This window comes from Bradyrhizobium sp. 25ACV (assembly GCF_054863005.1).
The window spans coordinates 822,843-837,188 of sequence record NZ_JAVAYO010000001.1 but is presented as its reverse complement, the minus strand read 5'-3'; the positions used below and the strand labels follow the sequence as shown (position 1 = coordinate 837,188).

The 14,346-nt window shown below is 65.5% G+C and carries 17 protein-coding genes and 1 riboswitch; of the genes, 7 read left to right on the top strand and 10 right to left on the bottom strand.

What is annotated here, in order from left to right; genetic code table 11:
- Window positions 1–508: 508 nt before the first annotated feature.
- Both RAD04_RS03765 and pdxH read right to left on the bottom strand, forming a co-directional pair.
- A complete protein-coding gene (locus RAD04_RS03765) occupies window positions 509–1,261 on the bottom strand; it encodes an SDR family NAD(P)-dependent oxidoreductase (protein WP_461622682.1) in 753 nt (250 codons plus the stop codon).
- Window positions 1,262–1,287: 26 nt separating this feature from the next.
- Complete coding sequence (gene pdxH / locus RAD04_RS03760; protein WP_038950564.1) at window positions 1,288–1,929, bottom strand: pyridoxamine 5'-phosphate oxidase; 642 nt, start codon at window positions 1,927–1,929, stop codon at window positions 1,288–1,290.
- 38 nt (window positions 1,930–1,967) lie between these two features.
- Here pdxH and RAD04_RS03755 point away from each other — a divergent pair, with 38 nt between their 5' ends.
- Together RAD04_RS03755 and RAD04_RS03750 are read left to right on the top strand one after the other, a co-directional pair.
- Window positions 1,968–2,450, top strand: a complete 483-nt coding sequence (locus RAD04_RS03755; protein ID WP_461622681.1) for an RT0821/Lpp0805 family surface protein — start codon at window positions 1,968–1,970, stop codon at window positions 2,448–2,450.
- Between the two features lie 109 nt (window positions 2,451–2,559).
- On the top strand, window positions 2,560–3,522 hold the full coding sequence (locus RAD04_RS03750) for a DnaJ C-terminal domain-containing protein (RefSeq protein WP_461622680.1): 963 nt from the start codon (window positions 2,560–2,562) through the stop codon (window positions 3,520–3,522).
- Window positions 3,523–3,843: 321 nt separating this feature from the next.
- On the opposite strand, the gene RAD04_RS03745 is transcribed toward RAD04_RS03750, so the two are convergent.
- Both RAD04_RS03745 and RAD04_RS03740 read right to left on the bottom strand, forming a co-directional pair.
- Complete coding sequence (locus tag RAD04_RS03745) at window positions 3,844–4,614, bottom strand: anti-sigma factor family protein (protein WP_461622679.1); 771 nt, start codon at window positions 4,612–4,614, stop codon at window positions 3,844–3,846.
- Between the two features lie 106 nt (window positions 4,615–4,720).
- Complete coding sequence (locus tag RAD04_RS03740) at window positions 4,721–5,209, bottom strand: sigma-70 family RNA polymerase sigma factor (protein WP_461622678.1); 489 nt, start codon at window positions 5,207–5,209, stop codon at window positions 4,721–4,723.
- Between the two features lie 173 nt (window positions 5,210–5,382).
- Here RAD04_RS03740 and fabI point away from each other — a divergent pair, with 173 nt between their 5' ends.
- The 4 genes from fabI to RAD04_RS03720 all read left to right on the top strand — a co-directional run bounded on the left by fabI (window position 5,383) and on the right by RAD04_RS03720 (window position 9,385).
- Window positions 5,383–6,198 carry an enoyl-ACP reductase FabI gene (gene fabI / locus RAD04_RS03735; protein WP_092259949.1) on the top strand — a complete coding sequence of 272 codons (816 nt, stop codon included), beginning with the start codon at window positions 5,383–5,385 and terminating at the stop codon, window positions 6,196–6,198.
- A 13-nt stretch (window positions 6,199–6,211) separates the two neighbouring features.
- The gene (locus RAD04_RS03730; RefSeq protein ID WP_461622677.1) at window positions 6,212–6,811 is read left to right on the top strand and encodes a histidine phosphatase family protein; all 600 of its coding nucleotides are present in this window, start codon (window positions 6,212–6,214) and stop codon (window positions 6,809–6,811) included.
- A 182-nt stretch (window positions 6,812–6,993) separates the two neighbouring features.
- Window positions 6,994–8,082: a chorismate synthase gene (gene aroC, locus RAD04_RS03725; protein ID WP_038972670.1), complete on the top strand. Its 1,089-nt coding sequence runs from the start codon at window positions 6,994–6,996 to the stop codon at window positions 8,080–8,082.
- A 112-nt stretch (window positions 8,083–8,194) separates the two neighbouring features.
- Complete coding sequence (locus RAD04_RS03720) at window positions 8,195–9,385, top strand: adenylate/guanylate cyclase domain-containing protein (RefSeq protein WP_461622676.1); 1,191 nt, start codon at window positions 8,195–8,197, stop codon at window positions 9,383–9,385.
- Window positions 9,386–9,410: 25 nt separating this feature from the next.
- Here RAD04_RS03720 and RAD04_RS03715 read toward each other — a convergent pair whose 3' ends face one another.
- From RAD04_RS03715 to RAD04_RS03690, 6 genes are all read right to left on the bottom strand, one after another.
- Window positions 9,411–10,166 (bottom strand): hypothetical protein, encoded by a 756-nt coding sequence (locus tag RAD04_RS03715; RefSeq protein ID WP_461622675.1) that lies wholly within the window; start codon window positions 10,164–10,166, stop codon window positions 9,411–9,413.
- Between the two features lie 78 nt (window positions 10,167–10,244).
- Window positions 10,245–10,550, bottom strand: a complete 306-nt coding sequence (clpS, locus tag RAD04_RS03710) for an ATP-dependent Clp protease adapter ClpS (protein ID WP_018322577.1) — start codon at window positions 10,548–10,550, stop codon at window positions 10,245–10,247.
- Between the two features lie 44 nt (window positions 10,551–10,594).
- Window positions 10,595–10,936 (bottom strand): DUF190 domain-containing protein, encoded by a 342-nt coding sequence (locus RAD04_RS03705; protein WP_018322578.1) that lies wholly within the window; start codon window positions 10,934–10,936, stop codon window positions 10,595–10,597.
- 2 nt (window positions 10,937–10,938) lie between these two features.
- Window positions 10,939–11,361, bottom strand: a complete 423-nt coding sequence (gene crcB / locus RAD04_RS03700; protein ID WP_091964733.1) for a fluoride efflux transporter CrcB — start codon at window positions 11,359–11,361, stop codon at window positions 10,939–10,941.
- A gap of 6 nt (window positions 11,362–11,367) precedes the next feature.
- Window positions 11,368–11,757 carry a fluoride efflux transporter CrcB gene (crcB, locus tag RAD04_RS03695; RefSeq protein WP_461622674.1) on the bottom strand — a complete coding sequence of 130 codons (390 nt, stop codon included), beginning with the start codon at window positions 11,755–11,757 and terminating at the stop codon, window positions 11,368–11,370.
- 19 nt (window positions 11,758–11,776) lie between these two features.
- Window positions 11,777–12,985 carry an MFS transporter gene (locus tag RAD04_RS03690; protein WP_461622673.1) on the bottom strand — a complete coding sequence of 403 codons (1,209 nt, stop codon included), beginning with the start codon at window positions 12,983–12,985 and terminating at the stop codon, window positions 11,777–11,779.
- Window positions 12,986–13,098: 113 nt separating this feature from the next.
- Window positions 13,099–13,189, bottom strand: a riboswitch (Fluoride riboswitch).
- A 272-nt stretch (window positions 13,190–13,461) separates the two neighbouring features.
- Between RAD04_RS03690 and RAD04_RS03685 the strand changes: the two genes are divergently transcribed.
- Entirely contained in the window at window positions 13,462–14,325 is an 864-nt protein-coding gene (locus RAD04_RS03685; RefSeq protein WP_091964726.1) for a DUF1194 domain-containing protein, read from the top strand.
- Window positions 14,326–14,346 lie beyond the last annotated feature (21 nt).

Sequence of the window (14,346 nt, the reverse complement as noted above, 5' to 3'; positions counted from 1 at the left end):
GCGAGCCCAACCGGGCAGACTGCATCATCAATTCGCGGGGCGAGGGAGGCCAGAAGGAATGGTCGGCTCCCGGGAGATCACGGCATAAGCCGTCCAACCATCGCGCAGGGAAGGCCGAGTGATTGGCCACACCTGTATGCTGCTGTGCGGTTCTTCTGCGTGTGCCTATTGCGCAGCAGACCGCGGGTGCGAGCTGGGCACCCGGCCTTCCCTGCGCCCTCTTGGATTTAGAGGGTAGCGAGACCAAGCAAAGCTCGGGCGAAATCCGCCGCGAGGCCGAGGAGGCATGTCTGCAGCCACATACTCGCTGTCATCGCCCGCCTTGTGCGCACTTGCGCACTGGGGCGGGCGATCCAGTATTCCAGAGACGCTCGTGGCTGAACCGATGGGCCGCGGCGTACTGGATTCCCCGCCTGCGCGGGGAATGACGGCGTCACCTGGAGAAGCAAGCTGTCACCTCATACTCCGTCATTGCGAGGAGCGCTGCGCTCGCAATGACGCGAACCGGTCAAACGTGCTGGCCGCCGTTGATGTGGATCTCGGCGCCGTTGACGTAGGACGAGGTGTCCGTGCACAGCACGTAGATGATTTTTGCCACTTCGTCGGGCGTGCCGAGGCGGTGCATCGGGATCTGCTGTTCGACGATCTTCTCGGTGCCCGGCGACAGGATCGAGGTGTCGATCTCGCCCGGTGCGATCGCGTTGACGCGGACGCCGACGCGGCCGAAATCGGAGGCCATCTCGCGCGTCAGCGATGCGAGTGCGGCCTTCGACGTGGCGTAGGCGGCGCCCGCAAAGGGGTGCACGCGCGAGCCCGCGATCGAGGTGACGTTCACGACCGAGCCCTTGGCCGCCTTCAATTCCTCGATCAGCCCGCGCGCCATCATGATCGGCGCGAAGAAATTGACGTGGAAGACGTGCGTCCAGGTGTCGAGATCGGTGTCGACCGAGCCGAGCCTGGAGCCGCCCGCGCCCTTCGGCGAGATCGCGGCGTTGTTGACCAGCGCATGCAGCGTGCCGCCCTCCAGCCGGCTGCGTATCTCGCTGATCGCGCGCGCGGTATCCTCGGGATTGCCGAGGTCGACCTGGATGTGGTCCTCGGGTCCCGCGTCCCACGGGCAGTCCTCCGGAAACGGATGCCGCGAGCAGGTGATGACGCGCCAGCCCGCCGAGGAGAAGCGGATCACGGTGGCGTGGCCGATGCCGCGGCTGGCTCCGGTCAGGAGCAGTGTGCGGCGCGGCGCATTGGACGAATGCGGCATGGACATCTTTCAGGTCGGCCTAAAGCTTAGGGGTACATCCGCGTCTTGGACCACTTCTGGCCGGCCGCGTCACGGCGAAATTCGATGCGGTCGTGCAAGCGGAACGGGCGGTCGTGCCAGAACTCGATACGCGAGGGCGTGATGCGCCAGCCGCTCCAGCCCGGCGGCCGCGGCACTTCGCCGATGACGTATCTGGCCGCGACCTTCGCGATCGCCTGCTCGAAGGCGAAGCGGGACTCCAGCTCTTGCGACTGCTTGCTTGCCCAGGCGCCGATCTGGGCCTGCTTGGGTCGGGTGGCGAAATAGGCGTCGGCCTCGGCCTCGGTCACCGGCGTCACGTTGCCGCGGATGCGGACCTGACGGCGCAGCGACTTCCAGTGAAAAAGTAACGCTGCCTTAGGATTTGAGGCGAGTTCGCGGCCCTTCTGGCTGGCGATGTGGCTGTAGAAGACAAAACCCTCGGTATCGAAGCCTTTCATCAGCACCATGCGCACGTCAGGCAGCCCGTCGGGGTCGACGGTTGCGAGCGCCATAGCGTTCGGATCGTTCGGCTCGCTCTTGATCGCCTCGTTCAGCCAGGCCTCGAACAGCGCAAATGGCTCGTCGGCGGCGGTGAAATCACCGGATGTTAAGGGTGTCTGGTGTTTCATCGAGGTCGTGTCGGTCATGTCTGGAGTCCGAGTTGCGTCCCGCGGCCCAAAACGCGATGTCGTCCGCTACCGCCCTATATAGGGCATGGGGACGCGTTGGCCTATCGGCGATCCGGCCGTCCGGCTTTGTCGTGACGATCATTCTCATCGGGGTCGGTGCCGGAGGATGCAGCTTTTCCCGCAATGACAAGAGTGCCTACGCCAAGGCCGACGACAGCGACCTCACCGGTTCGATCGCGCGGCCGGCGAAGGACGCCCCGCCGACCGAGACCGATCTCGCCTTCGCCCGCAACGCCGCCTCCGACGTCCTCAGCAAGGGCGACAGGGATTCCAGCCAGCATTGGGAGAATCCGGAGACCGGCGCGCGCGGTTCGGTGACGCCGATCGCGCAGTCCTATGCCGCCGAGGACGGCCGCAGATGCCGCGATTTCCTGGCGAGCTACGTCAACGGGGCGACCGAAAGCTGGCTCCAGGGCGCCGGCTGCCAAAGCACCCGTGGCCGTTGGGAGATTCATACGCTAAAGCCGTGGCGGAGCTAGGATTCGGCGCGCGCCCCTAGTTGCAAAAATGCCACTCTCTTCCCACATGAATCCCTGGTGGGGCGGGGAGCCCTTTGAACAATTCGATTTCTTGAAGGAGACGTGACGGATGCGCGACCCCTATGAGGTCTTGGGGGTGCCGCGGAGCGCCAGCGCTGCCGCGATCAAGAGCGCCTATCGCAAGCTTGCCAAGAAGCATCATCCCGACAGCAACAAGGACGACCCGAAGGCCGCCGAGCGCTTCTCCGAGATCAACTCGGCGAACGAGATCATCGGTGACGAGGACAAGCGCAAGCAGTTCGACCGCGGCGAGATCGACGCGGACGGCAAGCCGCGCTTCCAGGGTTTTCCGGGCGGTGGGGGGCCGCGCGGCCGCGCCGGTCCCGGCGGGTTCGAAAGCTATACGTTCCGCTCCGGCGGCGGCCCCGGCCAGGGCGGCGGCGCGTTCGAGGATATCCTCAACAGCATGTTCGGCGGCGGGGTGCGCGGCGCCCGGCCTGGGGCTGGCGGCGCCGGGCAGTTCGAATTCGACACCGGCGGCGTCGGGCTCGATCTCGACGTGAATGTCGCCATGTCCGTCTCGCTGGAAGAGTCGGTCAAGGGCGGCGAGAAGCGCGTCCGGCTGCCGACGGGCAAGGAGCTCAACGTCAAGATTCCGGCCGGCGTAACCGAGGGCCAGCAGATCCGGCTCCGGGGACAGGGCGAGTCCGCGCAGGGCCATCCGCCCGGCGATCTCCTGATCACGATCAGCATCGCGCCGCACGCCCACTTCAAGGTTGAGGGCGCTGACTTGCGGATCGATCTGCCGGTGACGCTCTACGAGGCGGTGCTCGGGGCCAAGGTTCGCGTGCCCACCCTCGGCAACGCCGTGGAGCTTTCGGTTCCGAAAAACACCTCCAGTGGCCGGACCTTCCGCCTCAAAGGTAAGGGATTGCCGAAATCTGGCGGAACCGGGGATCTCTTCGTCACCATCAGGATTATGCTACCGGACGGGAACGACGCCGAGCTTGAAGCATTGATGGAGAAGTGGCGGGACCAACACCCCTACAATCCACGTAGCGGACTCGGCTAGGGCGCTAGCCGAGGCATCCCGACGATCGGAGCATTCTCTTCCCGAAAGGATGATGCTCAACATACGCCTGAAGCGCGGCTCGCGCTTCGACGCTGACGTTCGAGACGTGTCGGTTGCCCGGCGGGGCAGCCGATAAAAAGGTGCGGCCTCGAGAGGGGGACCAGCGCGGTACCAAAAACCCCAATCGAGGCCGCCCGCGTCGATCGGCGGATCGAACGCTGCTCATTTTCGCGTGATCATCCGGTGCGATAATGAGACGCGCCGATGTCTTCATTCCAAATTTTCAATGACGGAATCTAGGCACCGCCCTCAAGCGGCTGTCTAGGTGCCGTTTTTCTCGGCCTGATCATAGACCGCCTGCGCCACCCGGGTCAGCCGGTCGCGATCACCGCCGCCGCTGACGACGTAGCCGACGCCGCGCTCGGCCCAGAACAACGCGCCGTCCTTGTCCGTCTTGGCGTAGCGCATTTGCGTCGCACCATTCTCGGTCTTGGCGGTGTAGATCGTGTAGCGTTCGCCCGAGGCGCCCTCATACATCAGGAAGGAGGCCGGACCGCTCGGACCCGGCAACAGCCGGCCGCCGACGAGCTTCAGCCCGCTCGCCTCCAGGTTCGGCGCGAACACGGTCCAGCCGCATCGCCGGGTCAGCCAGGCCTGCAGGTGGTCGCGCTCGTTGCCGCCGACCTCGACGGGGTGGCGGACCTCCACGACATAGAGGCGGTGGGCGTCGAGCGCGTCCGCCGTAAAGCTCCGGAAGGTGGAGGGGGCATTGGCGGCGCCATGCCCGACCCAGCCGGCAGCGCCGCCGGCGACGAAGGCGACCAGCACCGCCGCCGCGGCGCCATAGAGCCATTGCCGCGGGCGGCGTTCCAGCCGCTCGAGCTCCAGTCGGGCCGGCACCGGCTCCTGGGCGACGGAGTCGTAGCGGGCGTGCAGCATCTCAGCCATGGCGCGCCAGGACTGCACGCGCTCGGCCTCTTCAGGATGGGCGGCGAGCCAGGCCTCGACGTCGGCGCGGCGCTCGGCCGGCAGCTCGCCGTCGACATAGGCGTGCAGCTCGTCCTCGGTCACTGGGATATTGCGGTCGTTCATATCAATCGTCTCTGGCTCTGTGGCCTTAAATGTCGTTCAAAGCTCGACGTCGCGTAGCTCATCTTCGTGCTGCGGGCGGACGACACGCGATGCATCAACCCTGCCATCATTTCACCCGCCTGAGCGTCGGTCGCTCGCCCTCCAGCGATGCCTTGACGTGGGCGCGGGCACGGGCGAGGCGCGACATCACGGTGCCGATCGGCACGCCCTGGATGTCGGCGACCTCGCGATAGCTCATGCCTTCCAGCATCACGAGGAGCAGCACCGAGCGTTGCTCCTCGACGAGCGTCGCCAGCGCCCTCTCGATGTCGCGCGCTTCGGCTTCGGTGCCGCTGGCATCCGGGTTGTTCTCCGTCAGCTGCATGAACTGCGGCCGCCTCGCCAGCGAGCGCCGCCGGTTCTTGTTGAGGTTGGTCAGGATCGTGTAGAGCCAGCTCCTGACGTCGCCTCCGAGAAACAATCGCTCCGAACGCAGTGCCCGCACCAGCGTGTCCTGCACCAGATCGTCGGCCGCGTCCGCGTCGCGCGTGAGCGCGCGGGCGTAGCGGCGCAACGCCGGGATCATGGCTTCCACACTCTGGCGAAACGCACTCATTGCGGTCTTGACGTCCTGGTATCAGGCGCGAGCGCCTATAGCGATCATAACACCCGAACGGAACGGCTATTCCGGCGCTCGAAACAGCGTTAACGCGGCGTATTAGGGCTGTACCGCAGGGTAGGGCTGGTGTACCTCCAGACCTCACCAAGAGTTCGACGGGACGTTCAAAAATGGCGCAGAATTCGGGTCTGATGCAAGGAAAGCGCGGAGTGGTCCTCGGCGTTGCCAACAACCGCTCGATTGCCTGGGGCATCGCCAAGGCATGCCACGCCGCCGGCGCCGAGCTCGCCTTCACCTATCAGGGCGATGCGCTGAAGAAGCGCGTCGAGCCGCTCGCCGCCGAGATCGGTGGTCTCGTGCTCGGCCATTGCGACGTCACGGATGCCGCGACCATCGATGCCGCGTTCGCGGTGCTGAAGGAGAAATGGGGCAAGATCGACTTCCTGGTGCACGCGATCGCCTATGGCGAGCAGCTCGACGGTCGCTATGTCGACACCACGCAGGAGAATTTCTCCAAGTCGATGCTGATCTCCTGCTACTCGTTCACGGCCGTGGCGCAGCGCGCCGAGAAGCTGATGACCGACGGCGGCTCGCTGATCACGCTCAGCTATTACGGCGCCGAGAAGTGGATGCCGCATTACAACGTGATGGGCGTCGCCAAGGCGGCGCTGGAGGCCAGCGTGCGCTATCTCGCCGCCGACCTCGGCGAGAAGAACATCCGCGTCAATGCGATCTCGGCTGGTCCGATCAAGACGCTCGCGGCATCAGGCATCGGCGATTTCCGCTATATCCTGAAGTGGAACGAGGCCAACGCGCCGATGCGACGTAACGTGTCGACCGAGGACGTCGGCGGCAGTGCGCTGTATTTCCTCTCCGACCTCTCGCGCGGCGTCACCGGCGAGGTGCATCACGTCGACTCTGGCTATCACGTGCTCGGCATGAAGCGCCCGGACGCGCCGGACATCTCGTTCGGCGGCAAGGACTAGCCGCAAATCCGGAATGGCCGTGCCCACGATCTATTACCTTCGCCATGGTGAGACCGAGTGGAATGCGCTCGGGAGGCTTCAGGGCACCAAGGACGTTCCGCTGAACGCGCGTGGACGCGGTCAGGCCGTGCAGGCCGGCGGCATTCTCGCCGATCTCTTCAAACGCGAAGGGCGTGACAAGGCGGCGCTACCGTATGTGTCGAGCCCGCTCGGCCGTGCGCGCCAGACCATGGAACTCGCGCGCGCCAAGCTCGAGCTGCCGGTGGCGGACTATTCGCTCGACGATCGCCTGCGCGAGATCGGCTACGGCGTCTGGGAAGGTCTGACGTTGGCCGAGAGCGAGGCGAAGGATCCCGGCGTCTATGCCAGGCGCCTCGCCGACAAATGGACGGTCGGCCCCGACGGCGGGGAGACCTATGCCGACGTGCAGGTCCGCGTTCGCGCCTGGTACGACCAGCTGCGGACCGACATCGTCGCGGTCGCCCATGGCGGGACCTGCCGGGCCCTGATGGTTTCGCTCGGCCTGGAGACCCCCGTCAGTGCTGCCGAGCTCTATATCGAGCAGGGCGCCGTCTACGTGTTCCGCGACGGCCGGCTGGAGAAGTTTAGTTAAGCCCATCGCTGTCATTCCGGGGCGGTGCGAAGGGCGAACTCCGGTGCGCCCTTGCGCACCTGAGAATCTCGAGATTCCGGGTCTGGTCCTTCGGACCATCCCGGAATGACGGAACGGGGTTGAACGACCTGTTCCCGGGCGCTACCACAAGTCAGAACTGACTTACGCACCAGCGAGCAGCGATGTCCTTCAACACCTTCGGCCACATGTTCCGCGTCACCACTTTCGGCGAGAGCCATGGGGTGGCAATCGGCTGCGTGGTCGACGGCTGTCCGCCCATGATCCCGCTCACCGAGGCCGACATCCAGCAGGACCTCGATCGCCGCCGGCCGGGCCAGTCGCGCTTCACCACCCAGCGCCAGGAGCCGGACCAGGTCAAGATCCTCTCCGGCGTGATGGCGCATCCGGAGACCGGTGTGCAGGTGACGACGGGCACGCCGATCGGGCTCCTGATCGAGAACACCGACCAGCGCTCGAAGGACTATTCCGAGATCAAGGACAAGTTTCGCCCCGGTCACGCCGACTTCACCTATGAGGCCAAATACGGCCTGCGCGATTATCGCGGCGGCGGCCGCTCCTCGGCGCGCGAGACCGCGACGCGCGTTGCCGCCGGCGCCATCGCGCGCAAGGTGCTGCCCGACGTCAAGGTGCGCGGCGCGCTGGTGCAGATCGGCCCGCACAAGATCGACCGTGCGAAGTGGGATTGGGACGAGATCGCCAGAAATCCGTTCTTCTGCCCGGACAAGGACAAGGCCGCGTTCTTCGAGACCTATCTCGACGGCATCCGCAAGAGCGGCTCTTCGATCGGCGCGGTGATCGAGGTCGTCGCCGAAGGCGTGCCGGCCGGCCTTGGCGCACCGATCTACGCCAAGCTCGATTCCGATCTGGCGGGCGCGATGATGACCATCAACGCGGTGAAGGGTGTCGAGATCGGCGCCGGTTTCGGCGCGGCGGAATTGACCGGCGAGGAGAACGCCGACGAGATGCGCACCGGCAACGACGGCACGCGCTTCCTGTCCAACCATGCCGGCGGCGTGCTGGGCGGCATCTCCACGGGGCAGCCGGTGGTGGTGCGTTTCGCGGTGAAGCCGACGTCCTCGATCCTGCAGCCGCGCCGGACCGTCGATCGCAAGGGCGCGGACACCGAAATCTTCACCAAGGGCCGCCACGACCCCTGCGTCGGCATCCGCGCCGTCCCCGTCGGCGAAGCCATGATGGCCTGCGTGCTGGCCGATCACTTCCTGCGCGACCGCGGGCAGGTGGGACGCTAGGTCTTCACCTCTCCCGTATTTAGAGGTGAAGATCCGCGGTGACGCTTTAATGTCGCGGTACTAGCCCACCGCGCAGCTTGACGGCGCTACAACTTCGTCCGCAAATGCGGGCATGCATAGCTCCGAGCTCCAGCGCATCACCAACTGGCTGATCGACGGCGCGCGGTCGTCGGGCACCCCGGCCGCGATGATCGCGGACGTCTGCGAACATCTGGTCGAAGCCGGCCTGCCAATCTGGCGGTTCGGCATTTTCATCCGCACCCTGCATCCCGAAATCTTCGGCCGCAACTTCATCTGGCGGCAGGGCGAGGAGGTCGAGGTCGGCACCGTCGATTTCGATGTCCTGGACACGCCCGAATTCGCCGCAAGCCCGCTCCGCATCGTGTTCGAGCAGGGAATCGAGGTCAGGGGGCGCGTCGGCGATCCCGACAATGCGCGCTTTCCGATCGTCAACGACATGGGCGCCGAAGGAGCGACCGACTATATCGCGGTGCCGATGCCGTTTCTCGACGGCTCGGTCCACGCGACGAGCTGGGTGACACGTCATCCCGGCGGCTTCACCGACGACCACATCGCGGCGATCCGCTCCATCGTGACGCCGCTGGCGCGCGTCAGCGAGATCATCAGCCTGCGCCGCACCGCCGAGATGCTGCTCGACACCTATGTCGGCAACCGTGCCGGCGCGCGCATCCTCGGCGGCCAGATCCGTCGCGGCCACAACGACACCATGCAGGCCGCGATCTGGCTCTCGGACCTGCGCGGCTTCACCGCGCTGTCGGACCGGCTGCCGGCCGAGACGGTGGTCGAGATCCTCAATCACTATTTCGACTGCCAGGTGACGGCGATCCGCGGCCATGGCGGCGAAGTGCTGAAATTCATGGGCGACGGCCTGCTCGCGGTGTTTCCGATCGACGAATATGTCGGCGATGCCGCCCATGTCTGTTCGCGCGTACTGGAGGCGGCGCGCGAGTCCCGCGCCAGCGTCGAGGCGCTGGCCTTTCCGGTCGGCGAGGCCGTCGAGCGCTTCCGCTTCGGCGTCGCGCTGCACGTCGGAAACATCCTCTACGGCAATATCGGCGGCGGCAACCGCCTCGACTTCACCTGCATCGGACCGGCCGTCAATCTTGCCGCGAGGCTGGAGAAGATCACGGGCCGCCTGGGGCGGACCGTCGTTGCCTCGGAAGGTTTTGCCAATGTCTGCCGCCACGACTGGCGCGAGCTCGGCGAGTTTCCGATCGCGGGATTTTCCAAGGCGCAGCGCGTGTATGGGCTTGGCGAGGAGACCCCGGTTGTGATGGCCTAGCGGACGGCACCGGCGACGAAACTAGTCAGCGCACATATGACTGCCTCAGCCCAAGCGTCAGGATCGTCAGAGTGATCCACAGCCGCAGCATCGCAAAGCTGAAGATGAAAACGAAATAGATCAGGTTCTTGCTGAACTGGCTCGCTGACGAGGTCTGCCAGAAATTCCAGATAGCGCTCCGCACCGCTTCCTGTCCGTAGGCGAGGGCGACGTTGATGACACCGAGCGCGATCACGGCGGCGCCGAGCCACAGCCCGCGCCGTGCAAACTCGCCGACGGCGGCGAACAGGGCGACCCTGCCGTCATCGCGCTCGGCACGGATGATCATGAGCAGCACGATGGTGCCGATCCATGCACTCCAGAAGCGCCCGGGATGGGTGAACTGGTCGAACGCCATGCCATCGAGCCCCGCCAAGAGATGATAGGAAGCCTCAAAGCCGGCTAATCTGGCGCTGAGCGCCGCCGCGATCATCACGAGTGCGATCCGCCACAGGATCGAGAAGGACAGCTTGAACTGCTCGCCCAATCTCAGCGCGCCGATCGAGGACTGGCCGCCGGCCGCCTCGATCGATTGTTGCGCCGTTGCGAAGAAGGCCAGGAGCACCGAAATGTCGGCAATGATTATTGCCGGCAGCGCCACGGCGCCGCCGCCGAACGCGATCACCCGCATCGCAGCCGCCAGGATTAGCCAGGGCAGGGCGTGCAGGAGCTTGAACGGACCGAACGAGGTTTCTGGGCGGGCCGGCTTGAGCGCGAGCTGTTTGCGCAGTGCAACTGTCATCTCACGGTGGTGACACAGGAGATTGAACCTGTGGTAGCGGGGATCGATAAAATTGACCGGAAGCGGGCAAACGACGCCCTATTCCTCCGGCTCCGTCGTAAACAGCAGCGGATAGCCCTTGGCGCGGCCGGCATCGGTGGCGCGGGTGGCCTTGGTCTCGGCGACGTCCCTGGTGAACACGGCGACGACGCAGGCGCCGAGCTTGTGCGCGGTGATCATCACCTTGTAGGCCTGATCCTCGGTCATGCGGAATTCGGCCTTCAGGATCATGGTGACGAATTCGCGCGGCGTGTAGTCGTCGTTGATCAGGATGACCTTGTGCAGCTTCGGCCGCTCGACCTTGGTCTTGGTCCGCGTCTTCGGCTTGGTGACAGTGTTGTTCATTCCGCCTCCCGGACACCGCGGGCTCGGGTTCCCTGCCGCAGCGATCAGCTTGCAGCCTTCGCACCATATTGCAGGACCTGCACCTTCTCCAAGGTGATCAGCCCGCTCGACATCATGCCATCCAGGATGGGCAGGAATGCGTTGATGTTGTCCTCGCTGTCGACGATCTCGATCAGGAGCGGCAAATCTTCCGACAGCCGCAGGATCTTCGACGTATGCAGCCGGCTCGACTTGCCGAAGCCCATGGGGCCGCGCAGCACGGTGGCGCCGGCAAGGTGCCGCTCGCGCGCGGTCATCACGATCGCTTCATAAAGCGGCTTGCCGTCGAAATGGTCGCTCTCGCCGATGAAGATCCGGAGCGAAACTGCCTGATTGGGGATTTGCATGGTCAGCTCCTCGCCAAGCGGTTGTAGCGGCTCGCCATCATATGCCCTGCCCATACCGACACCAGCCAGCAGATGACGGATGCCGCGATATAGGCCAGCGCGGTGTATTTCATGCCGCTGTGGAACAGGCGGAAGGTCTCCAGGCTGAAGGTCGAAAAGGTGGTGTAGCCGCCGCAGAACCCGGTCATGACGAATTGCCGGTGCTCGGGCCGCGCCAGCATGCGGCCGTCGGGGCCGGTCAGCGTCGCGTAGAAGCCGATGATCAGCGAGCCCGTGGCGTTGATGAACAGCGTCGCGAAGGGAAAGCCCGGCCCGGTGTCGAGCGCGAGCCCGACGAGATAGCGCGTCAGGCCGCCTACGATGCTGCCGGCGGCAACCCAGGCATAGAGCAGCGCAGTGCGCCAGCGCTCGGCGGGAGAGTTCATCGGCCTCTATCCTCCCAGACCGTCGGTAAGGAGGAAACCGCAGCTGACGGCGGCAAGGCAGAGCCCGACCGAGAACACGATATTGCCGAGCGCATGCATCGGTTCGCCGTTACGCGCGAGTGTCAGGGTCTGCAGGCTGAACGAGGACACCGTGGTGTAGCAGCCGAGAAATCCCGTCACCGCGAACAGCCACGGATTGGGCGTGGCGAAGGCCGAGCCGGGATGGGTCGCCAGCGCGCCGAAAATACCGATCAGGAAGGCGCCGGTGACGTTGATGGTCATGGTGCCCCACGGAAACGTCTCGCCCAGCCGCCGCGCGATCACGCCAGACAAGAAATAGCGCGCGCAGCCGCCGAGCACGCTGCCGACCATGATCGCGATTGCTCCGCTCAGCACGATGAACGACCTCCCATCCTCATTTGTCCTCCGCTGCCAGACCGTTGCCGACGGCCAGGAGGCCCACGAGCGAGACCAGCGCGAAGCCGAGCCCCGCAAAGAACGTTCCTGCCGGACCATAGGCGTCCCACAGCGCGCCGGCGATCACGCTCGCGGCCAGCAAGGCAAGGCCGGTGAACAGGTTGAAATAGCCGAACGCGGTGCCGCGCAGGCTGGGCGGCGCGGCGTCGGCGACGAGGGCCGAGAGCAATCCTTGCGTCAGTCCCATATGCAGCCCCCACAGCGCGACGCCGAGCGCGAGGCCGCCAAGGCTCGGCAGCAGCGCCAGCGCGAGATCGGCACACGCGAGGAAGACGAGCCCGAGCGCGAGCAGGCCGGTCCGGTTGATCCGGTCCGAGAGCACGCCGGCCGGATAGGCCGACAGCGCGTAGACGATGTTCATCAGCACCAGCACCGCCGGCACCCACATTGCATTGAGCCCGATGTTCTGTGCCCGCAGGATCAAAAAGGCCTCGCTGAAGCGCGCGAGGGTGAAGACGACGCCGACAGCCACGACGCGCCAATAGACCGCGCCGAGCTGCCGCATCGCGGCAAGATTGAGCGGATTCCCTGCAGGCTCCCGGCTCGGATCCGGCTCCGGCTCGCTCACCGCGAACGCGATCAAGCCGAAGGACAGGAATGCCGGCAGCACCGCCACCCAGAACACCGCGGTAAAATTGTCGGCGGTCCACCACATCAGGCCGATCGCCACGAGCGGTCCGACGAAGGCGCCGATGGTGTCGAGCGACTGCCGCAGGCCAAAGCTCGCCCCGCGCAGGCCGCGAGGTGCGATATCGGCGATCAGCGCATCGCGGGGCGCGCCGCGAATGCCCTTGCCGACGCGGTCGATGAAGCGCGCGGCCACCAGCCATCCGACGCTGGGGGCAAGCGGGAACAACGGCTTGGTGAAGGCTGCGAGCCCGTAGCCGAGCGCTGCGAGCAGCTTGCGCCGGCCGAGCCAGTCGGACAATGCGCCGGAAAAGATCTTCGTGATCGAGGCCGTCGCCTCCGCGATGCCCTCGATGAAGCCGACGGTGAGCGTCGAAGCGCCGAGCACGGTGACGAGATAGACCGGCAGGAGCGCGTGGATCATCTCGGAGGAGATGTCCATCAGCATCGACACGAAGCCGAGCACCCAGATCCCCCTGGGCAGCCCCGCACGCGCAGCATTCGGTGTCGTCGTCGTCACGTCTTCGCCGTCTCCTTCGCGTTCTCCCGGCTTTCGTCGCCAGACAACAAAAAACCCGCCACCGGCGGGTTTGTCCATGCTCCCGCCGAAGGCAGAGGCCCAAGAACGCCCCTCCTCAAGCAGGAGTCATCAGCCCATCACGGTCCAAGATTCGGGTTCAAGGCCGCCGGGCGGTTATCGGGGGACTCCATCCCCATCTGTGTGGCCAACCTAGCATGGAAATCGTGCCGGACAAGTAGGCGGGACGCTCTGTCCCGCGGCTCGTCGTTCGGGCTTTGCGCATCGCGAGCCCGATGATGCGAGCAATCTGGCGCGTTCCAGCGGCGCGAGCGCGGCAACACGGCGGCAGCCTTGCGCAAGGGCGTGCACATACCCAACCCGCAGCTTCCTAACTCGAATGTGAAGCGCAAGCGATCTTCGCCCTTTGCGGCTCGGCGATTGCATGTCACCATCGCGTCATACGACGGGAGACTGCGATGCGCTTGCTGTTCTCGATCGGGGCTGTGCTGGTTGCCGGCATGTTTGCCGGAGGGGACGTCGCGGGCATCGCGGCACCAGGACCAAAATTCGAACCGCCAAAGAACGAGCCGCAGCGGCTTGCAGCCGACAGGGACGCGCAGACGGTCGACGTCGAGCTGATCCTCGCCGTCGACGTGTCCTACTCCATGGACATGGACGAGCTCGCGATCCAGCGCGAAGGCTATGCGCAGGCAATCCAGTCGAAGGAATTTCTTCAGGCGCTGAAGCTCGGTCCGAACGGCCGGATCGCGGTGACCTATTTCGAGTGGGCCGCCTCGAGCGACCAGAAGATCATCATCCCCTGGCGGCTGGTCGACGGGCCGGAGACGGCGGATGCGGTCGCGGCCGAGATCATGAAGACGCCGATCCGGCGCGCCTCGCGCACCTCGATCTCCGGCGCGATCACGTTCGCGATGCCGCTGTTCGACGAGGATCCCTATCGGGGCCTGCGCCGTGTGATCGACATTTCCGGCGACGGCCCCAACAACAATGGCGGCCCCGTCACGGTGGCGCGCGATGCTGCGCTGGAGAAGGGCGTCGTCATCAACGGCCTGCCGATCATGGTCAAGGAGCCGTCCTATTCGACCATGGATATCGACAATCTCGATTTCTATTACGAGGACTGCGTCATCGGCGGTCCGGGCTCCTTCGTCATCACGATCAAGGACCGTGACAAGTTCAAGGAGGCGATCCGCACCAAGCTGCTGATGGAGGTCGCCGGCCGCACGCCGGAGCGCCCCGTGATGCGGGTCGCCGACAAGGAGCCGCGCGTCAATTGCCTGATCGGCGAGAAGATCTGGTCGGACCGCTGGGGGCGCTGAAGCCCCCCGGCTGAGACCTTT